We start from the raw sequence: 16885 nt of genomic DNA, 5'->3' as shown, positions 1-16885 counted from the left end.
GGGCTACCGTGAGCGTGTGCGGGAACCACTGCGGGAGGCGTTACGGGGCGACGGACTGGTACTTTGCCTGGCGCTGCTGAACGCGCGAACCCCCGATGTTCCGGCGATCGCGGCAGCATGCGGATACGACGCGGTCTACGTCGACCTCGAGCACACCTCCACGTCGCTGGAGACGGCGGCGATGCTTTGCGCCAGCGCATTGGGAGCAGGCATCTCGGGGCTGGTCCGGGTGCCGTCTCACGATCCGAGTGTCATCGCTCGCGTCATCGACAATGGCGCAATCGGAATCATTGTGCCGCACGTTAATTCGAGCGATGAAGCGGCAGCCATCGTCGATGCGGCTCGGTTTCCTCCCATCGGACACCGCTCCATCTCCGGGCCGAACGCAGTCAGCGGCTACCAACCGAGGTCACCGGCCGAACTCACCGATGTACTCGAGCGTCGTACGGTGGTCGCGGTCATGATCGAGACGCCGAAAGCGGTGGACGCCGCAGACGCGATCGCCGCTGTTGAGGGTATCGACATGATACTTCTCGGTCCGAGCGATCTGACGGCTGAAATGGGCATCCATGGCGACTATGAGAATGCCCATTTCCGCCATGCAGTAGAATCGGTCGCGGCGGCTTGTCGTGCACGCGGCGTGGCGCTGGGAATAGCCGGCATCAAGTCCGTTGACCTGCTGAAACGCTTCACAGATCTTGGTCTGCGTTTCATTTCGGCCGGTACGGACATCGGGATGATGACCGACGCGGCGACGGCCCGCGCACGCGCGTTGCGAGAGCTCGACAGCCGCCCCGCAGGTAGTAACCAAGGACAACGCCGATAGCCGAAAGCCTCGCCACCACAACAGGAGGACGGATGCCCACCGCGATCTACACCGAGCAAGTTGCCGACCCGATGTCCTGGACTGGCGACGACTTCTCGAGCAAGGATGATTTCGCTTTCGACCTATCGGCCCGCAATGTCGCTGCCTTGGAATCGATCTTGGCCAAGACGTCGAAAAAGGACCGCGACGACATTACCCCCGAGGATGCCCGCCACCCCGATCTTGACGACGATTTGGCGCGGCTATACCGGGATCTGATGTTCGGTAAAGGCCTGGCGTGCGTGCGCGGATTTCCGGTCGAACAACACTCGATCGAGGACCTCGAGCGCATCTACTGGGCGTTCTGTACCCATCTCGGCTACCTGGTGTCCAACAACTCGTTTGGGCACCGAATGGTTCGGGTCCAGGAGGAGGTGCTGCCGAACGGTGTGCAGCCGGCCCGGGGCACCAAGTCACGTGCGGAGCTGGCCATGCACAACGACGCCGCCGATATCCTGTCGCTTCTGTGCGTCTACCCGGCGGCCGCGGGCGGTGAAAGCCAGTTCGCGAGCGGTCCGGCCGCGCACAACCGGATTCTCCAGGAGCGACCCGACCTGCTTCCAGTGCTCTATCAGGGGTTTCCGCACCACCGGCGCAGCGAGCAGCCCGATGACCAACCGGACGTGACACCGTACGACGTCCCGGTGTTCTCGCAGATCGACGGCAGGATCTGCATCAACTTCACCTACAGCAGCATCCTGCCGGCGATGCACGCACTCGGCCGGGAGTTCACCCCCGAACAGACCGAGGCGATCGAACTGCTGCGCAACATTCTGATCGAGCAGCAGGTCGAGTTCCGACTCGAGTCGGGCGAGGCGGCCGTCGCCAACAACTTCGCCATGTGCCATTCGCGTTCCGACTTCGTCAGCAGCAACGATCCCAAGAAGGCCCGCTGCTTCTTGCGCGCATGGATGGAGGTGCCGCGCGAAGATCGGCGACTGCCGATCGGCCGTGAGTACTTCCATATGGAGAACAAGGACCTGCGCCTGGGATATGACATAGTCCCGGGCCGGGACGGCTCGATCGCGCGCAACGATTACAAGAACGTCAACCCCGAACTCGCCGACATGTTCAAGGCGGCACAGGCGAAGCCCAAGCTCAAGCAATGAGCGAAAGACCAACTGCGAAGCTCGTCTACGAGCGATGGACCGACCCCGTCGCCGGGGACATCCTCGAGGCGGGCGACATTGACGTCATCAAACTCGACCTGACGGCCTCAACCGAAGACAATTGGGCAACAATGGAATCCGCCCAGGGATATCAGGTCGCCACGCGCACCGATGTGGCGTCCGTTCCCGAAGGTGAACAGTGGTTGGTGGGGCCTGCTCTGGTCGAACGCTGCGAGCAGCTGCTGGCCGTCTGCTCGGCGGGCGCCGGCTATGACGTGATCGACGTCGAGGCGTGCACCCGGGCCGGAATCGCGGTGTGCAACAACTCCGGGCCCGGCGCAGAGGCCGTCGCCGAGCACGCGCTCGGCTTCATGCTCGATCTTGCCAAGAAGATCACCGTCGCCGACCGTGCGCTACGCAGCGGACCGCTCGGCGACCGCCTGGCCTTGCGGGGCAGTCAGCTGCTGGGAAAGACGCTCGGGGTGGTCGGTCTGGGCGCCATCGGCGGGCGCCTGGTGGAGTTGTGCGCGCCCTTCGGGATGGAGATCCTGGTCCACGATCCCTATGTCGACGAAGCGACCGCTCAGCAGCGGGGTGTGACCCTGGTGGAGCTCGGCGAACTGGTCGAGCGCTCCGACTTCGTTCAGGTCACCTGCCCGCTCACGGCAGAGACACGCGGCTTGTTCAGATCCGAACAGTTCGCCGCGATGAAGTCCTCCGCGTTCTTCATCACCACCGCCCGCGGCGCCGTTCACGACGAAGCCGCGCTGTATGACGCCCTGGTCACCGGAGGCATTGCAGGGGCGGCCCTTGATGTCTTCCATGAAGAGCCGCCGCGCCCGGACAATCCGTTGCTAGGCCTCGACAATGTCATCGCCACACCCCACGTTGCAGGCATCACCGTGGAAGCCGCCCATGACATCGCCGTCGCCACAGCGACCCAATGGCAAGCGATCTTCGCGGGCGGGATGCCGCCCAGGCTGCTGAATCCCGATGTCTGGCCGCGCTACTGTGAGAGATTCAACGAGATATTCGGATTTCGTCCCAGCGCCGCAACGGCTTTGGAGAAAGAGAGCCACAGCAGGTGACGGATTACGACACCCTTGAATTCGAGCGGCGGGGTCACACGGCGTGCGTGACGCTTAACCGACCCGAGGTACTCAACGCCATCAACGACGAGATGATCGCGGAGCTCGCCGAGGTGTACGCCGAAATCGAACGCTCCCAGGAGATCTGGACGGTCATCATCACCGGCGCCGGCCGCGCGCTGTGCGTTGGGGCTGACGTCAACAAGGCTGCCGACCACGACATGGAGAACGCAGCGGGGATCGACAACCAGGGGGAGCCCATCCTCAGCTCGATGCGGCAGTGGGATGCGCCGCAGGAGGCGACGCCACCCTGGCTTCAGATGACCAAACCGATCATCTGTGCGGTAAACGGCATCGCCTGTGGCGCAGGGATGGACTTGGTTACCACCGCCGACATCACGATCGCGTCCGAGCGTGCGACGTTGATGGATCCTCATGTCAGCATCGGCGTGAGCTCCGGACGCGAAGGAGTCAGGCTCGCCCGGATCCTGCCGCTGCCGGTGGCGATGCGGCTGATCTTGATGGGCAAGCACGAGCAACTCGACGCGCGGCGGGCGTACGACTTGGGAGTCTTCACCGAAGTGGTGGCCCACGACAAGCTCATGGATCGGGCGTGGGAGATCGCCAACATCGTGAATTCGAATGCGCCCCTGGCGGTGCGAGGTTCGCGCATGGCCGTGCGCAAGGGGTTGACACTGCCCATCTATGAAGCCGAGCTGCTCGCCGAGAACTACCGAATGAAGGTGGCCCTGACGAAGGACGCAATCGAGGGGCCGCGTGCCTTCCTAGAGAAGCGTCAGCCGGACTGGAAGGCACTGTAGCGCAACAATTACAGAGTGCTTACACCATGCCGAAAAATGTTTTGGCGTTGGTGGAAAGCACCTTTCGCTTGGTCTCCTCGTCCAGACCCTCCGTCGCCTTATTGGCGACGTCCATGCTATGCGGCCAGTTGGTGTCGTTGTGCGGGTAGTCCGTCTCGAACATGAGCTGGTCCTCACCGACTAGGTCGAGGATGCGGAAGGCGACCGGATCGCCGAACGTGGAGAACCAGACGCGGCCGGGCACTTGAGTGCTCGGTGGTTCGGTCAGCAGGGGGTGGATCCCGCCCCACGCCCGCCGGTCCTCCCAGACCTCGTCGACGCGCTGCAGGTAGTAGGGGATCCAGCCCGCTTGCGCCTCGGCGAACGCCAGCTTGAGATTCGGGAATTGCCTGAGCTTGCCGGAGAACAGCCAGTCCACCATGGCAATGGTGCAGTTGACGGCCATCAGCGCGCTGGTGACGACGTGCGGCGAGTCGGGAGAGGACTTCGTCAGTGATGAACTTGACCCGATGTGGAGCATGATGCCCACCTGGTTTCGCTCGCACGCGGCGAAGAACGGGTCCCAGTAGCCGCTGTGAATGGACGGCAGGTCCAGACGTGCGGGCAGTTCGGAGAAGCACACTGCGTGCATGCCGCGGGCGGCCACCCTGTCCACCTCCTTCGCGGCCAGCTCGACGTCCCACAGGGGAATGATGCCAAGCGGGATCAGCCGACCGTTCGAACTGCCGCCCCACTCATCGATCTGAAAGTCGTTATAAGCCTCGACGCAGAGCTTGGCGAGCTCCTTGTCCTTGCCGTACAGGAAGCGTTGGCCGCAGAAGCGGACCAGCGTGTTGGGGAAGCATGCCGAAGCCTCGATGCCGGCGATGTCCATATCGGCGAGCCGGTCAGCCGGACGAAAGCAACCCGGTCGCATCTCGTCATAGGTGATCGGGTCGGTGGTGAGCTCGTCGAGTTCATAGCCGGCCGCCGCGCTGATGAGCGGGATCGGGATCACCGCATCCTCGTAGCGCCAGATATCCGCGTCGCGACCCTCGTCGTCCTCGACGAAAGCGACATCGGATGTGACAGTTGGATCCATCCGCCCGCGGGTACGAACGATCCGCGGTCCGATATCGCGATAGCGCTCGGGCAGCCGGCTGGTCCACAGATCGGCAGGCTCAACCAAATGGTCGTCTGGCGAGACAATTCGGATGTCTGTGCTCAACGCTGACTCCTTCGAGGGCTGGGGCCTGCACCTGCGAAACCCTGATTGCCAAAGACGAGAATCGCCGTTTCCACAGTACCGCATGGCCACACCTCCACCAGCCCGGCACCGCAACGCTCCAACGAACGGATCAACATGCCGGTGTAGGTAGATTGGGCGAATCTGGCTGGTAACGCGTATTCTCAACCCATCATGACCGCTAAGAAGCGCCCCGGACAGGGCACCGATGCCAGCCTAGAGATCGTCGACGCCCACCTCGACGAGATGCCGACGAGCTGGCAAGAGCGAACGATAGAGCGGCGTCTCTCCGCCGCCCGGGCCCGTGCGCTGGCACGAAGCTCGAGATTCCTTGCCACTGCGCTGGAGCTGGTCGAGGAGTCTGGGCGCGCCGATTTCACCATCCAGACTTTGATCGATCGCTCCAATCTGAGCCTGCGTGCGTTCTACCAACACTTCGCCGGCAAGGAAGAACTCCTGCTCGCGCTTTACGAGAACGCCACGAGTCAATTCATCGAAGCGATCCGCCATGAGGTTGACATGGCAGATGGCCCGATGGAACAACTCGAGGCGTTCTGTCGCGGATTCCTGTCCCGGGCGGAGTCGTCCGAGGCGATCGGCGGCCGGGTGATGACGATCTACAACCTTAGCCTGGAGATTGAGCGGCCTGCCGACTTCGCGAAGATCTGGGAACCGCACCAGAAGCTGCTCACGAAGATCCTCACCGCATGCTCGCGTGCCGGACTGATCCGAAAAGACTTGACACCAGCGCAGTTGACCACGCTGCTGAACTCGACGCTCATTGCACTCGCCCAAATAGGAGTGTTCCACCTGGGGGTCAAGGGCGCCGAGCTTGCCGAGGACCAGTTATGGGCCTGGTGCAAGCAAGCCCTCACACCCCCGGCAGATTCCGCCAAGCCGAAGACCGTGGCCGCTAAGACCGCGGCGAAGCGAAGCACGGCCCGCAAGCCTCGGAAGCTAACGGGGTAGGCCCAGTCCGCGCTGGGCGATGATAGAGCGCTGCACCTCGCTTGTGCCCGCATAGATTGTGGTGCCCAACGCGAACCGCATGAGGTATTCGAACCGGCCTCGCTCCGGGGCCGTCGGCTCGAAGTAGCTCCGCGCCGCGTCCGGCCCCACCAGCTCCATGATGTCCTGGCTGGCGCGCACCAGTGCTTCGGTGCTGAACACTTTGGACATCGGTCCCTCTGCTATCGGGGTCTGGTCGGTCTCGGTCATCCAGACGCACCGACGCAGGAGGAGCCGCGAAACTTCGTCTTCCATTGCCACCCTCGCGATTCGACGCCGCACATCGGTCTTGGCGAGCTGAAGCCTACCGTCGTCAGCTTCAGTGGTCGCGGCCCACTGCTCGACGTGCTGCAGCAGCCGAGAAAGATGCGGACCCCACCCGGATGCGTGCTCATCCTGCAGCGACAGCCCCATCACCTGCCAGCCGGCGTCGACATCGCCGACCCGCCACTCGTCTGAAACTCGGACGTCGCTGTAGAACGTGATGTTCGTGCGTTCGCCCGAAAGTGTCCATACTGCTTGAGCTTCGAATCCCTCGGAGTTGCGCGGGACGAGGAACATGGTGAGTCCCTTGTGCTTGGGCTTGTCGGGACTCGTGCGTGCCAGCAGGAACAGGTAGTCGGCGATGTGGCCGTTTGTGGTGAACATCTTGGAGCCGTTGATGACCCATTCGTCGCCCTCGCGCACGGCCTTTGTCGTCGCCGCCGCGACATCCGAGCCGCATTCGGGTTCGGTGAACCCAAGTGCAATCGTGATATCGCCCTTCATAGCACCGCCGAGAATGCGGTCCTTCATCTGCGGTGTACCAACTTCGCGGATGATCGACGCCACCATTCGAGTGGTCTCCGACAGGTACATGGGTGCTTCCGCTCGCATGAGTTCTTCTCGGAGGACCTGCTCGTCCCACGCATCGCGGTTCTGGCCGCCGAATTCGGTCGGCCAGCTCGGGGCGAAATAACCTTCGTCTACCAGCCCCTTGGCGAAATCGTCGTCATGTGAAACGCCGCTGCGGTAGATCCGCTCCTCTGACTCGGGTGTCATCACTTTCGCAAGGTAGCCGCGAACTCCGTCGCGGTATGCCTCGGTGTTGGTGTCGAGCTGAAAGTGCATGGATCAGAACCAATCTGTCTCACAGTGGGCAGGGGCGGCCCGCGGCGATAATGCTACTCTCATTTGTGAGAGTAACGATATCCGCACGTGACGGGACCTGAGCGTGGACTTGAGCCTTTCCGGCGAACAGCGCCAGCTCGTCGACTCGTTTGCCGCGATGTATGCGCGCGAGTCGACGTCTGAGCGCGTCCGGGCCGCGGAGCCCTTGGGTTTCGATTCCCGGTTGTGGAAAGCACTGCTAGAGACTGGTGCTGTGCAGATGGCCGTCGGCGAAGCCGCCGACGGGTGGGGTGCATCCGAACTCGAATTGGCCTTGATCGCTGAGCAGTACGGTCGGGCGGTCGCCTCCGCCCCGGTCATCGAGACCCAAGTCGCAGCCAGGCTGCTCGCCAGATCAGGTGATACCGGCGCTGATCTGCTGGCTGAAGCGATCGCGGGTGACAAGCTGGTCAGCTTTGCGCCGCGCGTCGCACGGGACCACCTACTGGGCCTCGCACCCGCCGGGGCCGTCGCGGACAGGGTGGTGGCGCTTGTGGGCGAGCGTCTGATCGCGTTGGCGCTCGGGGAGAACCGTCGACTCGTGCAGAACATCGGGTCGCTTCCCCTGGCCGATATCACGGTCGAGGACGACGTCGTCGTTCTTGCCGAGGGAGTCGCTGCACGGCGGATGTTCTCCGATGCACTTGATCTGTGGCTCGCCCTGACCGCTTCGGCGCTCGCCGGCGCGGCGAAGAAGGCCGTCGAACTGGGTGTGCAGTACGCCAAGCAACGACGCGCATTCGGGAACCCCATCGGATCCTTTCAGGCGGTGTCTCATCCGTTGGCGGACAGTGCCACTGCGGCCGATGGTGCGCTGTTGCTGGCGCGCGAGGCGGCGTGCGCGTTCACCGACGAGCCGGGGCGCGTAACCGAGCTGGCAGCTATGGCATTCGCATTCGCATACGAGACTGCCCGCGACGCGACACAGCGCAGCCTGCATATCCATGGGGGATACGGATTCAGCATGGAAGGTGACATCCAGCTGTACTACCGCCGGGTCCGGGGTTGGGCGATGGTGTACGGCGAATCGGCCGTCGCCCTCGACCGCGTCGCCAACGCCCGCTACGGAGCCGTGGTGAACTGAACCGGCTATTTCGCCTCGGCTCGGACTCGGTCTTTGACCGACAGGACAATCGGGGGAGCGGTTCGCCAATCCGGCACCCCCTGCTCCTCGCCGGCGACGGCACGCTTGTCATCCCGTACGCCGACCCAGTGCGAGTGGTTCAGCTGGTGCAGGGAGAAGCAGGACTGCAGGGCGTTGTAAAAGCCCATGTTGTCCACGGACTGATTGACCGACTCCTTGATGAGCAGAGCGGCCATCGTCGGCACCGTGGCGATGCGCCGGGCCATTTCGAGTGTGCGGTCGGATAGCTCCTCTCTTTTGAAGATCTTGCTGACCATGCCAAGTCGGTAAGCCTCCTCGATGTCGATCGCATCGCCGGTCAGCATCAGTTCCTTGGTACGGCGGGGGCCGAACTCCCAGGGGTGGCCGAAGTACTCCATGCCGCACATACCGAGCCGGGTACCGACGACATCCGCGAAGCGCACCTCTTCACTTCCCACGATCAAATCGCACGCCCAGATCAGCATCAGTCCCGCAGAGAACACGTCTCCGTGGACCTGCGCGATCGTGATCTTGCGCAGGTTTCGCCAGCGCAGGTTGTTCTGGAAGAAGTAATGCCACTCCTGCAGCATGATCTTCTCCGCGCCCTCCCGGGTCCCGCCGTTGGTAGCCGCTGTCGGGTGCTGGCCCGGTCCAGGAGTGAACTCGGCACGGGCCTGCTTGGAGCCGATGTCATGGCCAGAGGAGAACATGGGCCCCTCGCCGGCGAGGATGACGACGCGGACGTTGTCGTCAGCCTCAGCGCGCGAGAAGGCCGCGTCGAGTTCGACCAACATGCCGCGGTTTTGCGCGTTGCGCTGCTCCGGACGGTTCAACGAGATTCGGACGATCTGGCCATCGTCGAACGTCTCCCACTTCAAGAACTCGTAATCCTGCATGGTCTCCTCCATGGTTCTTGGCATGCGGCAATGGTGTTATCAATATCTGAGAAGGTATGTTCTCACAGGTTGGGCGGGGCCAACCGGGAAGGGCGCGCATGACGGACTGCCAAGCTAAGCCGCGGGTGATTCTGTGGGGTCCCGGTCAAGTGGGGATCGGCGCGTTACGCGCGGTGATCGCGCATCCGGGATTGGACCTCGTCGGCGTGGTCGTGCACGCCGAGGCCAAGGACGCCAAGGATGCGGGCGATCTGTGCGGGATGCCCGTGACGGGCGTCATCGCGACCCGCGACATCGATGCCGCACTGGCTCTTGACGCCGACGTGGTCGCCTACTTCGCGTCGGGGGACTACCGGTATCACGACGCAGCCCAGGACATCGCGCGTTGCCTGCGCGCCGGGAAGAACGTCGTATGTACCTCGCTGGTGCCGCTGTGTTATCCGCCCGCCGCTGACAAGCAGACAGTCGATCTCATTTCGGCGGCGTGCGCGGACGGCGGCACGAGTTTCTTCAACAGTGGCGTGGATCCCGGCTGGGCCAACGATGTCATGGCGTTGACCATGACGGGATTCAGCAGCCGCGTCGACACCATCACCATGCTCGAGATACTCGACTACGGCCCCATCGACCAACCAGAAATCATGTTCGACTTCATGGGATTCGGCCACCCGCCAGACCATCCGGCGCCGCTGTTCGACACCGCGCGCCTGGCCGCGTTGTGGGCGCCGATCGTACATTTAGTTGCCGATGGCGTCGGCTTGCCGCTCGATCGCGTCGACACAACCATCGAAAAGTGGTTGGCGACAGAGCGTTACGAAGTCGCATCGGGCTGGGTTGAGCCGGGGACGATGGGCGGAATGCGGTTCAAGCTCGCAGGAAAGGTCGACGGTGAGGAGCGGGTGGTGCTCGAGCACATCACCCGCATGGGCGAAGGGTCGGCTCCCGAGTGGCCGCGGCATCCGTCGCCGCACGGTGGTTACCGCGTCATCGTCGATGGTCTACCCACGTACACGGTCGACATTGAGATGCACGGACGGGGAAACAATATGCGGGGTTTGACGTATGCGACGGTGATGCGGGAACTCAATGCGATTCCGGCGGTCATCGCAGCCCCACCGGGTCTCTTGTCGACGCTGGATCTACCGGTTATTACCGGCCCGGTCCGCGGCGGGACTTGGCGAGGCGTGCTGCCCGCGGCGGCGAAGCCGTGAGCGAGCACGCGGTCCCGCGGACATCGGCGGACCTGTGGGAGGTCATGCACACCGCGTCGACCGTACGGCGCTATCGCGACGAGCCCGTCTCCGACGAGGTGATCGACACATGTCTACGCGCGGCGAGCTGGGCGCCGTCCGGAGGCAATCAGCAACCGTGGAAGTTTGTCGTGCTGCGATCGCAGAGCTTGCGTGACGTGGTCACGGCCGCGGCCCACAAGACGTGGGACGTGATGACCGAGTTTTATTCGATCTCGATTGACGATCACGACGCTGACGACCCCAAATCGCGCGTACTGCGAACAATGGCCGAACACATGAGAGTTGGTGGCGCGGCGCCCGTGCTGGTGCTGTTCTGTGTCCAGCCGCAGCGAGGAACCACCGAACTACAGCAGGGGGGCTCAATCTTTCCTGCTGTGCAGAACTTCCTCCTGGCCGCCCGCGCGCAAGGACTTGGCGCGGCGATCACACTGTGGCACGGGTCCTGCGAGGACGAGCTGCGCTCGATGGTCGGAATTCCTGACGACTGGAAGATCGCGTCACTGCTGACGGTGGGCTGGCCGCGCGGCCGACACCACACCGTGCGCCGCAAGCCGCTATCGGAGGTGGCGACGATAGATCGCTGGGACTCGTCCTGGCAGCTGGGGAGCGAATGACGTGCGCTTAAGCGACGCCCGCATAGACCTGCGCGATCACGCCGTTTCCACGAAACGCGCTGTGATACTTCACCCGTCTGGGGTGACGGTGCGGTTCGGCGAACTCGAGGTCAGCGCAAATCGGCTGGCCCATTATTTGCGCCGACAAGGTCTCGCGGCAGGGGACACGATCGCCGTCGTGATGGAGAACAACGAACACATACACGCCGTGATGTGGGCTGCGAGGAGAAGCGGTCTGTACTACACGCTGATCAATACGCAACTGCGCGCTGCCGAAATTTCCTTCGTTGTGGGCGACAGCGGCGCGAAGGCGATCATTTCGTCAGTGGCGATGCGCGCTGTGTGCCAACAGCTGTCGGAATCACTCCCGCGTGGATTGCCATCCGTGGCGCTTATCGCCGACGGTGAACTAGAAGGGTGGCGACGCTATCCGGACTGCGTGGCCGCCATGCCAGCGGCGCCCATTGGAGATGAATGCGATGGGCAGCTTCTCCAGTACTCAGCCGGAAGTACCGGACGCCCAAAGGGAATCCGGCGCCCATTGAAGCCCGCCAGCTCTGTTCGATCGAGTCTTTCGACGCCCGTCTTCGAAGCGCTCGGGGTGACAAGCGATTCCGTGTACATGAGTCCGGCACCGACGTATCACACCGCACCGGCGATGTGGACGATGGCTGCCCAGGCCGCTGGCGCAACCACGGTCATGATGGAAACGTTCGACGCCGAGGGCGCGCTGGACTGCATCGAGCGGTACGGCGTCACCCATGCGCAGTTCGTCCCGACGATGTTCGTCAGGATGCTCCGGCTCCCCAGGGCGACGCGAATGCGGTTCGACCTGTCGACCCTTCAGCGTGTGGTCCATGCCGCCGCGCCGTGTCCACCCGAGATCAAGCGGCAGATGATCGATTGGTGGGGTCCGATCGTCGATGAGTACTACGGGTCCTCAGAAGGCGCGGGAATCTCATTCATCCGCGCCGAAGACTGGCTCCGCCACCCCGGTTCGGTTGGCAAGCCAATGCTGGGAGTGCCGCACATCCTCGACGAGAACGGCAACGAGGTCGCAGAGGGGCAGGTCGGCGACATCTATTACGAAGGCGGCTATCCGTTCGAATACCTCAACGATGCAGAGAAGACCGCTGCGGCCCGCAATTCAAAGGGCTGGGTGACCGTGGGCGACGTTGGTTACCTGGACGACGACGGCTACCTGTACCTCACTGACCGTCGTCATCACATGATCATCTCGGGAGGCGTCAACATCTATCCGCAGGAAACCGAGGATGTGCTGGTGTGCCATCCGCTGGTTGTCGACGCCGCGGTGTTCGGCGTACCGGACGAGGTGATGGGGCAGTCGGTCGTGGCGGTAGTTCAACTAGTCGATCCGACGCGGGCCACACCACAGTTCGCCGACGAGTTGACCGAGTGGCTCCGAAGTCGGCTGGCTCGTTACAAGTGTCCGCGATCGCTGTACTTCGAACCACGGTTGCCGCGCAGCGACGCCGGGAAGTTGTACAAACAGGAGCTGATTAGCAAGTACTCACGGCGTTAAGCTCGGCCGGCCTGACTTCGGCGAGCGAATGAGGCGATGGCGGTTTCTAGTTGGCGATGCGCTGATCACGAATCACGCCCGAGGCAGCCGACGACCCGCGAACTGCCCGGGACGACGGTGGTGATTGGCACGGCGGATGCTGGCCCGGGCGTGGTGCGGAAGCGACCCGCCACCTGAGATACGACCGAGTGCACCCCGACACAGCCTTATCGTCGCTTCGGGGGTGTCGGCCACGGAGTCCCAATCCTCGATGAATGCCGCGTGCTCATCCCGGTGACATACCAATGACTTGGCCAGCGTCGGCGTGGGCGCTCTTGGCCGGCACTTGGGTAGTGCCACCCTCACGGGTACCCGCTGTCGCGCCTGCGGCGATGGTGGAGCTACGCGTGGCCGTCACGCCGAGCCCTTTCTCGCTGTTGAGTTCAGCAATGCGCGACGTGCGCCAACTGAGCGCATAGTTCGCGGGGTGCGTAACCGTCACGCCTGCAACGGTTCCGCCAACGCCGACGATCGCTCCCCAGCCAGGGGTGTAGAACACTAGATCGACAAGTCGCGGCGAAGCTTGGCCACATGCCCTGTGGCCTTGACGTTGTATTGGGCGACCTCGATCTTGCCCTTCTCGTCGACCACGAAGGTCGAACGGATCACGCCCTGCACGGTCTTGCCGTACATCTGTTTCTCGCCGTAGGCGCCCCAGGCCGTCAGCACCTTGCGGTCGGGATCCGACAGCAGCGGGAACGTCAGCTTTTCGGCGTCGCGGAACTTGGCGAGCTTCTCCGGCTTGTCGGGGGAGATGCCGATGACGTCGAGGCCGGCGTCGCTGAGTTCGTGCAGGTTGTCGCGGAAGTCGCAGGCCTGCTTGGTGCAGCCGGGAGTCGAGGCCGCGGGGTAGAAGTACACGATGACGCGCCGCCCCTTGTAATCGGCCAGCGACACTTGGTTGCCGTCGGCGTCGGGCAGACTGAAGGTGGGCGCTTTACCGCCCGGCGCAAGCCGCGTGCTATCGGCCAATTTCTGGGCCCCTTTCTGTTCACCGGAGCGTTGGGGTTATCACCAGCTGATCTAGGGTAGTGCCTCAGGTGCATCAGGCCGACTGGGAGGACAGACACGTGGCGGACCGGGACCCCGAGGCCATCAAGCGCGACATCGACGTCGCCCGCGACCAGCTGGCGGCCACCGTCGACTCGCTCGCTGTGCGGGCCAACCCCCGCCGCCTCGCCGACGACCTGAAGGCGAAGGCGGTCGAGTTCGTCAAGAAGCCCGCGGTGGCGGTGTCACTGGCCGGCGTCGGTGTCCTCGTCGTCGTGGTTGTGGTGCACCGGGTGCGCAACCGCTGACGCGTCACGCCATGCCGGCACCTGTGCCGCTCTGCACGTGCACCGGAATGTCGTCGGCCCAGGGCTGCGTCGTGACCATGTCCTCGACGTCGACATAGCCGCGCTCGAATTCGCCGGTCGCCGCGTCGACGAGCCGGTACTCCTGCCGCTGGATGTGGATGGGCTGCGCGTCGAGGATGACCACCCGCACGTCGCCCGGCTGGAAATTGCACCGCTGCTGTAGCGCCTCGATGAGGGATTCGTTATGCATGTGCCCGTCGCCGAAGTTCCACCCGAGCACCATCGAGCACAGCACCTCGCCCTCGCAGAGGTTGTAGTCGTCCTCGTCGTAGCCGGCCAGCGCGCGGTGCACCAGGGTGAACAGCGCGCGCCCGTGGGTGTTCATCCCGCGGAACGCCATGGCCAGGTGAAGCGGGACCAGGGTGTCCTCTTTGGAGCCGTAGAGGCGCTCGAGCTGCAGGTGTTGCATCGGCCCGAGCGCGCGCGAGCCGGTGCGGAACTTCTCGTCGACCGACGGCTTGACGCACCACACGGTGGTGTCCCAGTTGCCCGCGTAGTACCGCATGCCCGGCAGGAAGGACACCTTGCGCGGGTAGAGGTTGCCGACGACGACGATGCCGGCGATGACCACGAACAGGATCGCCACCGGCAACGGGTTGGCCAGGTCGGACAGGCCGAGGCGGGCATGCGCGACGAACAGCGACAGCACCCCGAAGATCATGAAGACGTTCCACTCCAAGGGGACACCCATCGGGAAGGCCAGCAGGATGTTCAGGTGGAAGACGATCATCACGAATGCGGCGATCGCTGTCGGCCAGCCGCCGTGGGAGAAGAGCAGGACCAGCGGCACCAGGCCTTCCACGGCGGTGGAGAAATGGGCGATGAAACCCGCCAGCGCGCTGGGCCGCAGGTCGTCCGGATAGTGCTTGAACATCGACCGTTTCAGCGGACCAGACGGGATGAATGGGTTGTTCGCGAGCATCGTCGAAATCACGAACGGGAAGTGCCGGTTGAGTTTTGAGGTGGCGGCCCCCAGCCAGATCACCATGAAGACCACCTTGGCCCCGATGATGGAGTCCGCCCCGGCGAACAGGAAGGCGAGCGCCAGCGGCGCGTAGACCTCGCCACGCGCGGCCAGGAAGATCACCTTGTCGCGCAGCCCGACGACGGCCAGGACCGCCAGGATCGCGACGGTGTGCCAGGGCGCCAGCACGCCAATCTCGGTGTGCAAGGCGGGGATTGGGCCGGTGCCGTCGGACACGAGCGCGATGGCAAGCAACACCAGCAGCGCGGCGTAGAGCACCGCGTCGATGGGGCCGCGGACGCTGCCCTTCGTCAACGGCACCCGATCGGGCCACGGCGGCAACCGGATGGTGCCGGGCCGCAGCCAGTACAGGATCGATCCCATCGGCGGGAAGTAGCGGCCGGCCAGCGGCCCGAAGCAACAACCCAGGCCGATGACTTCGAACAGCATCGTGTACAGCACGGCCTTCTCGAAGACGATCGGTTCCGACCACCAGGCTGCGACGCCGGTGAAGCTGCCGATGCCGGTCGTGCACCACCCGAACACCCAGCCGCCCAGGATGTAGAGCGCGATCTTCACGCCGTACATCACATGCATCACCAGCGGGGCGCCGAAGCCGTTCTCGGCGATGTGGCGCACCATCGGCACGATCCGCTGCGCGCGGTTCTGTTTGCTCCATTCGGCCACGTCGACGACGGGCAGATTCGGCTGGATGAACCCCATTGCGGCTCCTTCGGCGCAGCTTGACGGCGGTCCTGACCACATGGCGTGAGGAAGAAATTACAGCGAGCACTTCTGGCGAGTAGGCAAATGCGGCAAAGGCATGCCAAATTCCGCCAGCCCGCCGCCACGTTCGGGCCGTGGTCGTCAGAGGACGTGCGGCGATAGGGACTCCAGCGGGGGCGGACAGATCACGCGGGCGTGACCGCCCTGGACCAAGCCAGTGGGTTGAGTTCGCGAAACGGGTCGTGTGCGCGGACGGCCAACAGCTCGGTCAGTATCGCTTCGAGCGACTGTTGAGTGCTCCTTCTGACCGAGGCAACCCAATCCTCCGGATTCGCGCGGCTGGGCTTGGTGGTATCGATCGGTTCCCCGAAGCGCAGATACATCCGTTGCGGGCGCGGGATGAGGGTGGGGCCCAAGCCGCGCAGCAAGGGCATCGCCATATCGTCGCTACCGGACAGCCTCCTGCTGATCCTCCGGGAGAGCCGACCCAGCGTGCTGTCGCGGCTGACCAGGCTTTTGTAAACGTCGTCCCCACCCACCAGGCCGACGGGGACTATTGGATAACCGCATTCCACGGCGATGCGAGCGAACCCGGAACGGCCTAGCCAGTTGAGGGTGTATTCCTCGCCTTTGAACTTTGCGATCTCGCGGCCGCCGCCGGGGAACACCAGGATGGTCTCGTCGTGCCGCATCAGCTCTCGGGCCGTCTCAGGGGCGCCGACTATCCCTCCGTAGGCCGCCATTAGATCGCGGCCGAAACCGGGCTGCTGCCCGAACCTGCGATCGGCGAGTGGTCGGACCCGTCGGCCGAGCGCACGCCGCACGAAATGCGGAATCAGCAGCACCTCGCCTCCCACGAACTGGGTGTGATTGCCCACCAACAGGAATCGGCCGTCAGCCGGCAACGTCTCCACGCCACTCACATAAGGACGGGCGATGTCGATGAGCGGCGCGATGCCGTCCTGAATTCTGTCCAGCGCGTCGCTCAAGATCTGGACGCGGCGCGGGTGGTTCATCACCACCGGGGTGTCGGCTAACTCGCTCACGGGATCCTCTGGGTCGTAGGGCAACGGTGCTGCCATCAGGCTACCAGACGAACTAGTTCGTCTGGTTATGATATTG

16 protein-coding genes are annotated in these 16885 nt (G+C 63.8%); 10 read left to right on the top strand and 6 right to left on the bottom strand.

From position 1 onward, the window contains the following. The first annotated feature begins 16 nt into the window (after positions 1 to 16). The 4 genes from A5756_RS24625 to A5756_RS24610 are packed head-to-tail and all read left to right on the top strand — an operon-like array spanning position 17 to position 3883. Positions 17 to 826 carry an HpcH/HpaI aldolase/citrate lyase family protein gene (locus A5756_RS24625; RefSeq protein ID WP_156659809.1) on the top strand — a complete coding sequence of 270 codons (810 nt, stop codon included), beginning with the start codon at positions 17 to 19 and terminating at the stop codon, positions 824 to 826. Positions 827 to 858: 32 nt separating this feature from the next. Further along, positions 859 to 1974: a TauD/TfdA family dioxygenase gene (locus A5756_RS24620; RefSeq protein ID WP_066958500.1), complete on the top strand. Its 1116-nt coding sequence runs from the start codon at positions 859 to 861 to the stop codon at positions 1972 to 1974. Further along, a complete protein-coding gene (locus A5756_RS24615) occupies positions 1971 to 3062 on the top strand; it encodes a hydroxyacid dehydrogenase (RefSeq protein ID WP_066958497.1) in 1092 nt (363 codons plus the stop codon). Before A5756_RS24620 ends, A5756_RS24615 begins: the two co-directional genes overlap by 4 nt. Then, complete coding sequence (locus tag A5756_RS24610) at positions 3059 to 3883, top strand: enoyl-CoA hydratase/isomerase family protein (RefSeq protein WP_066958496.1); 825 nt, start codon at positions 3059 to 3061, stop codon at positions 3881 to 3883. The genes A5756_RS24615 and A5756_RS24610 overlap by 4 nt, the downstream gene beginning before the upstream one ends. A 19-nt stretch (positions 3884 to 3902) precedes the next feature. On the opposite strand, the gene A5756_RS24605 is transcribed toward A5756_RS24610, so the two are convergent. Then, positions 3903 to 5090: an amidohydrolase family protein gene (locus A5756_RS24605; protein ID WP_066958494.1), complete on the bottom strand. Its 1188-nt coding sequence runs from the start codon at positions 5088 to 5090 to the stop codon at positions 3903 to 3905. A gap of 192 nt (positions 5091 to 5282) precedes the next feature. On the opposite strand from A5756_RS24605, the gene A5756_RS24600 reads away from it, so the two are divergent. Beyond that, positions 5283 to 6077 carry a TetR/AcrR family transcriptional regulator gene (locus A5756_RS24600; protein WP_066958492.1) on the top strand — a complete coding sequence of 265 codons (795 nt, stop codon included), beginning with the start codon at positions 5283 to 5285 and terminating at the stop codon, positions 6075 to 6077. On the opposite strand, the gene A5756_RS24595 is transcribed toward A5756_RS24600, so the two are convergent. Further along, positions 6066 to 7226, bottom strand: a complete 1161-nt coding sequence (locus tag A5756_RS24595) for an acyl-CoA dehydrogenase family protein (protein WP_066958490.1) — start codon at positions 7224 to 7226, stop codon at positions 6066 to 6068. The genes A5756_RS24600 and A5756_RS24595 overlap by 12 nt on opposite strands. A gap of 103 nt (positions 7227 to 7329) precedes the next feature. Here A5756_RS24595 and A5756_RS24590 point away from each other — a divergent pair, with 103 nt between their 5' ends. Beyond that, positions 7330 to 8349, top strand: a complete 1020-nt coding sequence (locus A5756_RS24590; RefSeq protein ID WP_066958488.1) for an acyl-CoA dehydrogenase family protein — start codon at positions 7330 to 7332, stop codon at positions 8347 to 8349. Positions 8350 to 8354: 5 nt separating this feature from the next. Here the strand turns inward: A5756_RS24590 and A5756_RS24585 are convergent, their stop codons facing one another. Continuing rightward, positions 8355 to 9266, bottom strand: a complete 912-nt coding sequence (locus A5756_RS24585; RefSeq protein ID WP_066958687.1) for an enoyl-CoA hydratase — start codon at positions 9264 to 9266, stop codon at positions 8355 to 8357. Positions 9267 to 9391: 125 nt separating this feature from the next. Between A5756_RS24585 and A5756_RS24580 the strand changes: the two genes are divergently transcribed. From A5756_RS24580 to fadD4, 3 genes are read left to right on the top strand one after another with little or no spacing between them, the layout of a single operon-like run. Continuing rightward, entirely contained in the window at positions 9392 to 10477 is a 1086-nt protein-coding gene (locus A5756_RS24580; RefSeq protein ID WP_082948169.1) for a dihydrodipicolinate reductase, read from the top strand. Between the two features lie 44 nt (positions 10478 to 10521). After that, complete coding sequence (locus A5756_RS24575; RefSeq protein WP_066958685.1) at positions 10522 to 11133, top strand: nitroreductase family protein; 612 nt, start codon at positions 10522 to 10524, stop codon at positions 11131 to 11133. Positions 11134 to 11155: 22 nt separating this feature from the next. Further along, complete coding sequence (fadD4, locus tag A5756_RS24570; RefSeq protein WP_066958683.1) at positions 11156 to 12676, top strand: fatty-acid--CoA ligase FadD4; 1521 nt, start codon at positions 11156 to 11158, stop codon at positions 12674 to 12676. A gap of 537 nt (positions 12677 to 13213) precedes the next feature. Here the strand turns inward: fadD4 and bcp are convergent. Next, on the bottom strand, positions 13214 to 13687 hold the full coding sequence (bcp, locus tag A5756_RS24565) for a thioredoxin-dependent thiol peroxidase (protein ID WP_066958484.1): 474 nt from the start codon (positions 13685 to 13687) through the stop codon (positions 13214 to 13216). A gap of 98 nt (positions 13688 to 13785) precedes the next feature. Between bcp and A5756_RS24560 the strand changes: the two genes are divergently transcribed. Then, positions 13786 to 14013, top strand: coding sequence for a DUF3618 domain-containing protein (locus tag A5756_RS24560; RefSeq protein WP_066958681.1), 228 nt, complete (start codon positions 13786 to 13788; stop codon positions 14011 to 14013). A 4-nt stretch (positions 14014 to 14017) separates the two neighbouring features. On the opposite strand, the gene A5756_RS24555 is transcribed toward A5756_RS24560, so the two are convergent. Together A5756_RS24555 and A5756_RS24550 are read right to left on the bottom strand one after the other, a co-directional pair. Then, on the bottom strand, positions 14018 to 15760 hold the full coding sequence (locus A5756_RS24555) for a DUF3556 domain-containing protein (RefSeq protein WP_066958482.1): 1743 nt from the start codon (positions 15758 to 15760) through the stop codon (positions 14018 to 14020). Positions 15761 to 15948: 188 nt separating this feature from the next. Beyond that, the gene (locus tag A5756_RS24550) at positions 15949 to 16845 is read right to left on the bottom strand and encodes a lysophospholipid acyltransferase family protein (protein ID WP_066958480.1); all 897 of its coding nucleotides are present in this window, start codon (positions 16843 to 16845) and stop codon (positions 15949 to 15951) included. Positions 16846 to 16885 lie beyond the last annotated feature (40 nt).

The organism is Mycobacterium sp. 852002-53434_SCH5985345 (assembly GCF_001667155.1).
Classification (GTDB): domain Bacteria; phylum Actinomycetota; class Actinomycetes; order Mycobacteriales; family Mycobacteriaceae; genus Mycobacterium.
This window is presented reverse-complemented; position numbering and strand designations above follow the sequence as displayed.

Coding starts and splice junctions, on each gene's coding strand:
- A5756_RS24600 (WP_066958492.1), top strand. CDS start 5,283: ATGACCGCTAAGAAGCGCCCCGGACAGGGCACCGATGCCAGCCTAGAG.
- A5756_RS24575 (WP_066958685.1), top strand. CDS start 10,522: ATGCACACCGCGTCGACCGTACGGCGCTATCGCGACGAGCCCGTCTCC.
- A5756_RS24620 (WP_066958500.1), top strand. CDS start 859: ATGCCCACCGCGATCTACACCGAGCAAGTTGCCGACCCGATGTCCTGG.
- A5756_RS24615 (WP_066958497.1), top strand. CDS start 1,971: ATGAGCGAAAGACCAACTGCGAAGCTCGTCTACGAGCGATGGACCGAC.
- A5756_RS24585 (WP_066958687.1), bottom strand. CDS start 9,266: ATGCAGGATTACGAGTTCTTGAAGTGGGAGACGTTCGACGATGGCCAG.
- A5756_RS24555 (WP_066958482.1), bottom strand. CDS start 15,760: ATGGGGTTCATCCAGCCGAATCTGCCCGTCGTCGACGTGGCCGAATGG.
- A5756_RS24550 (WP_066958480.1), bottom strand. CDS start 16,845: ATGGCAGCACCGTTGCCCTACGACCCAGAGGATCCCGTGAGCGAGTTA.
- A5756_RS24595 (WP_066958490.1), bottom strand. CDS start 7,226: ATGCACTTTCAGCTCGACACCAACACCGAGGCATACCGCGACGGAGTT.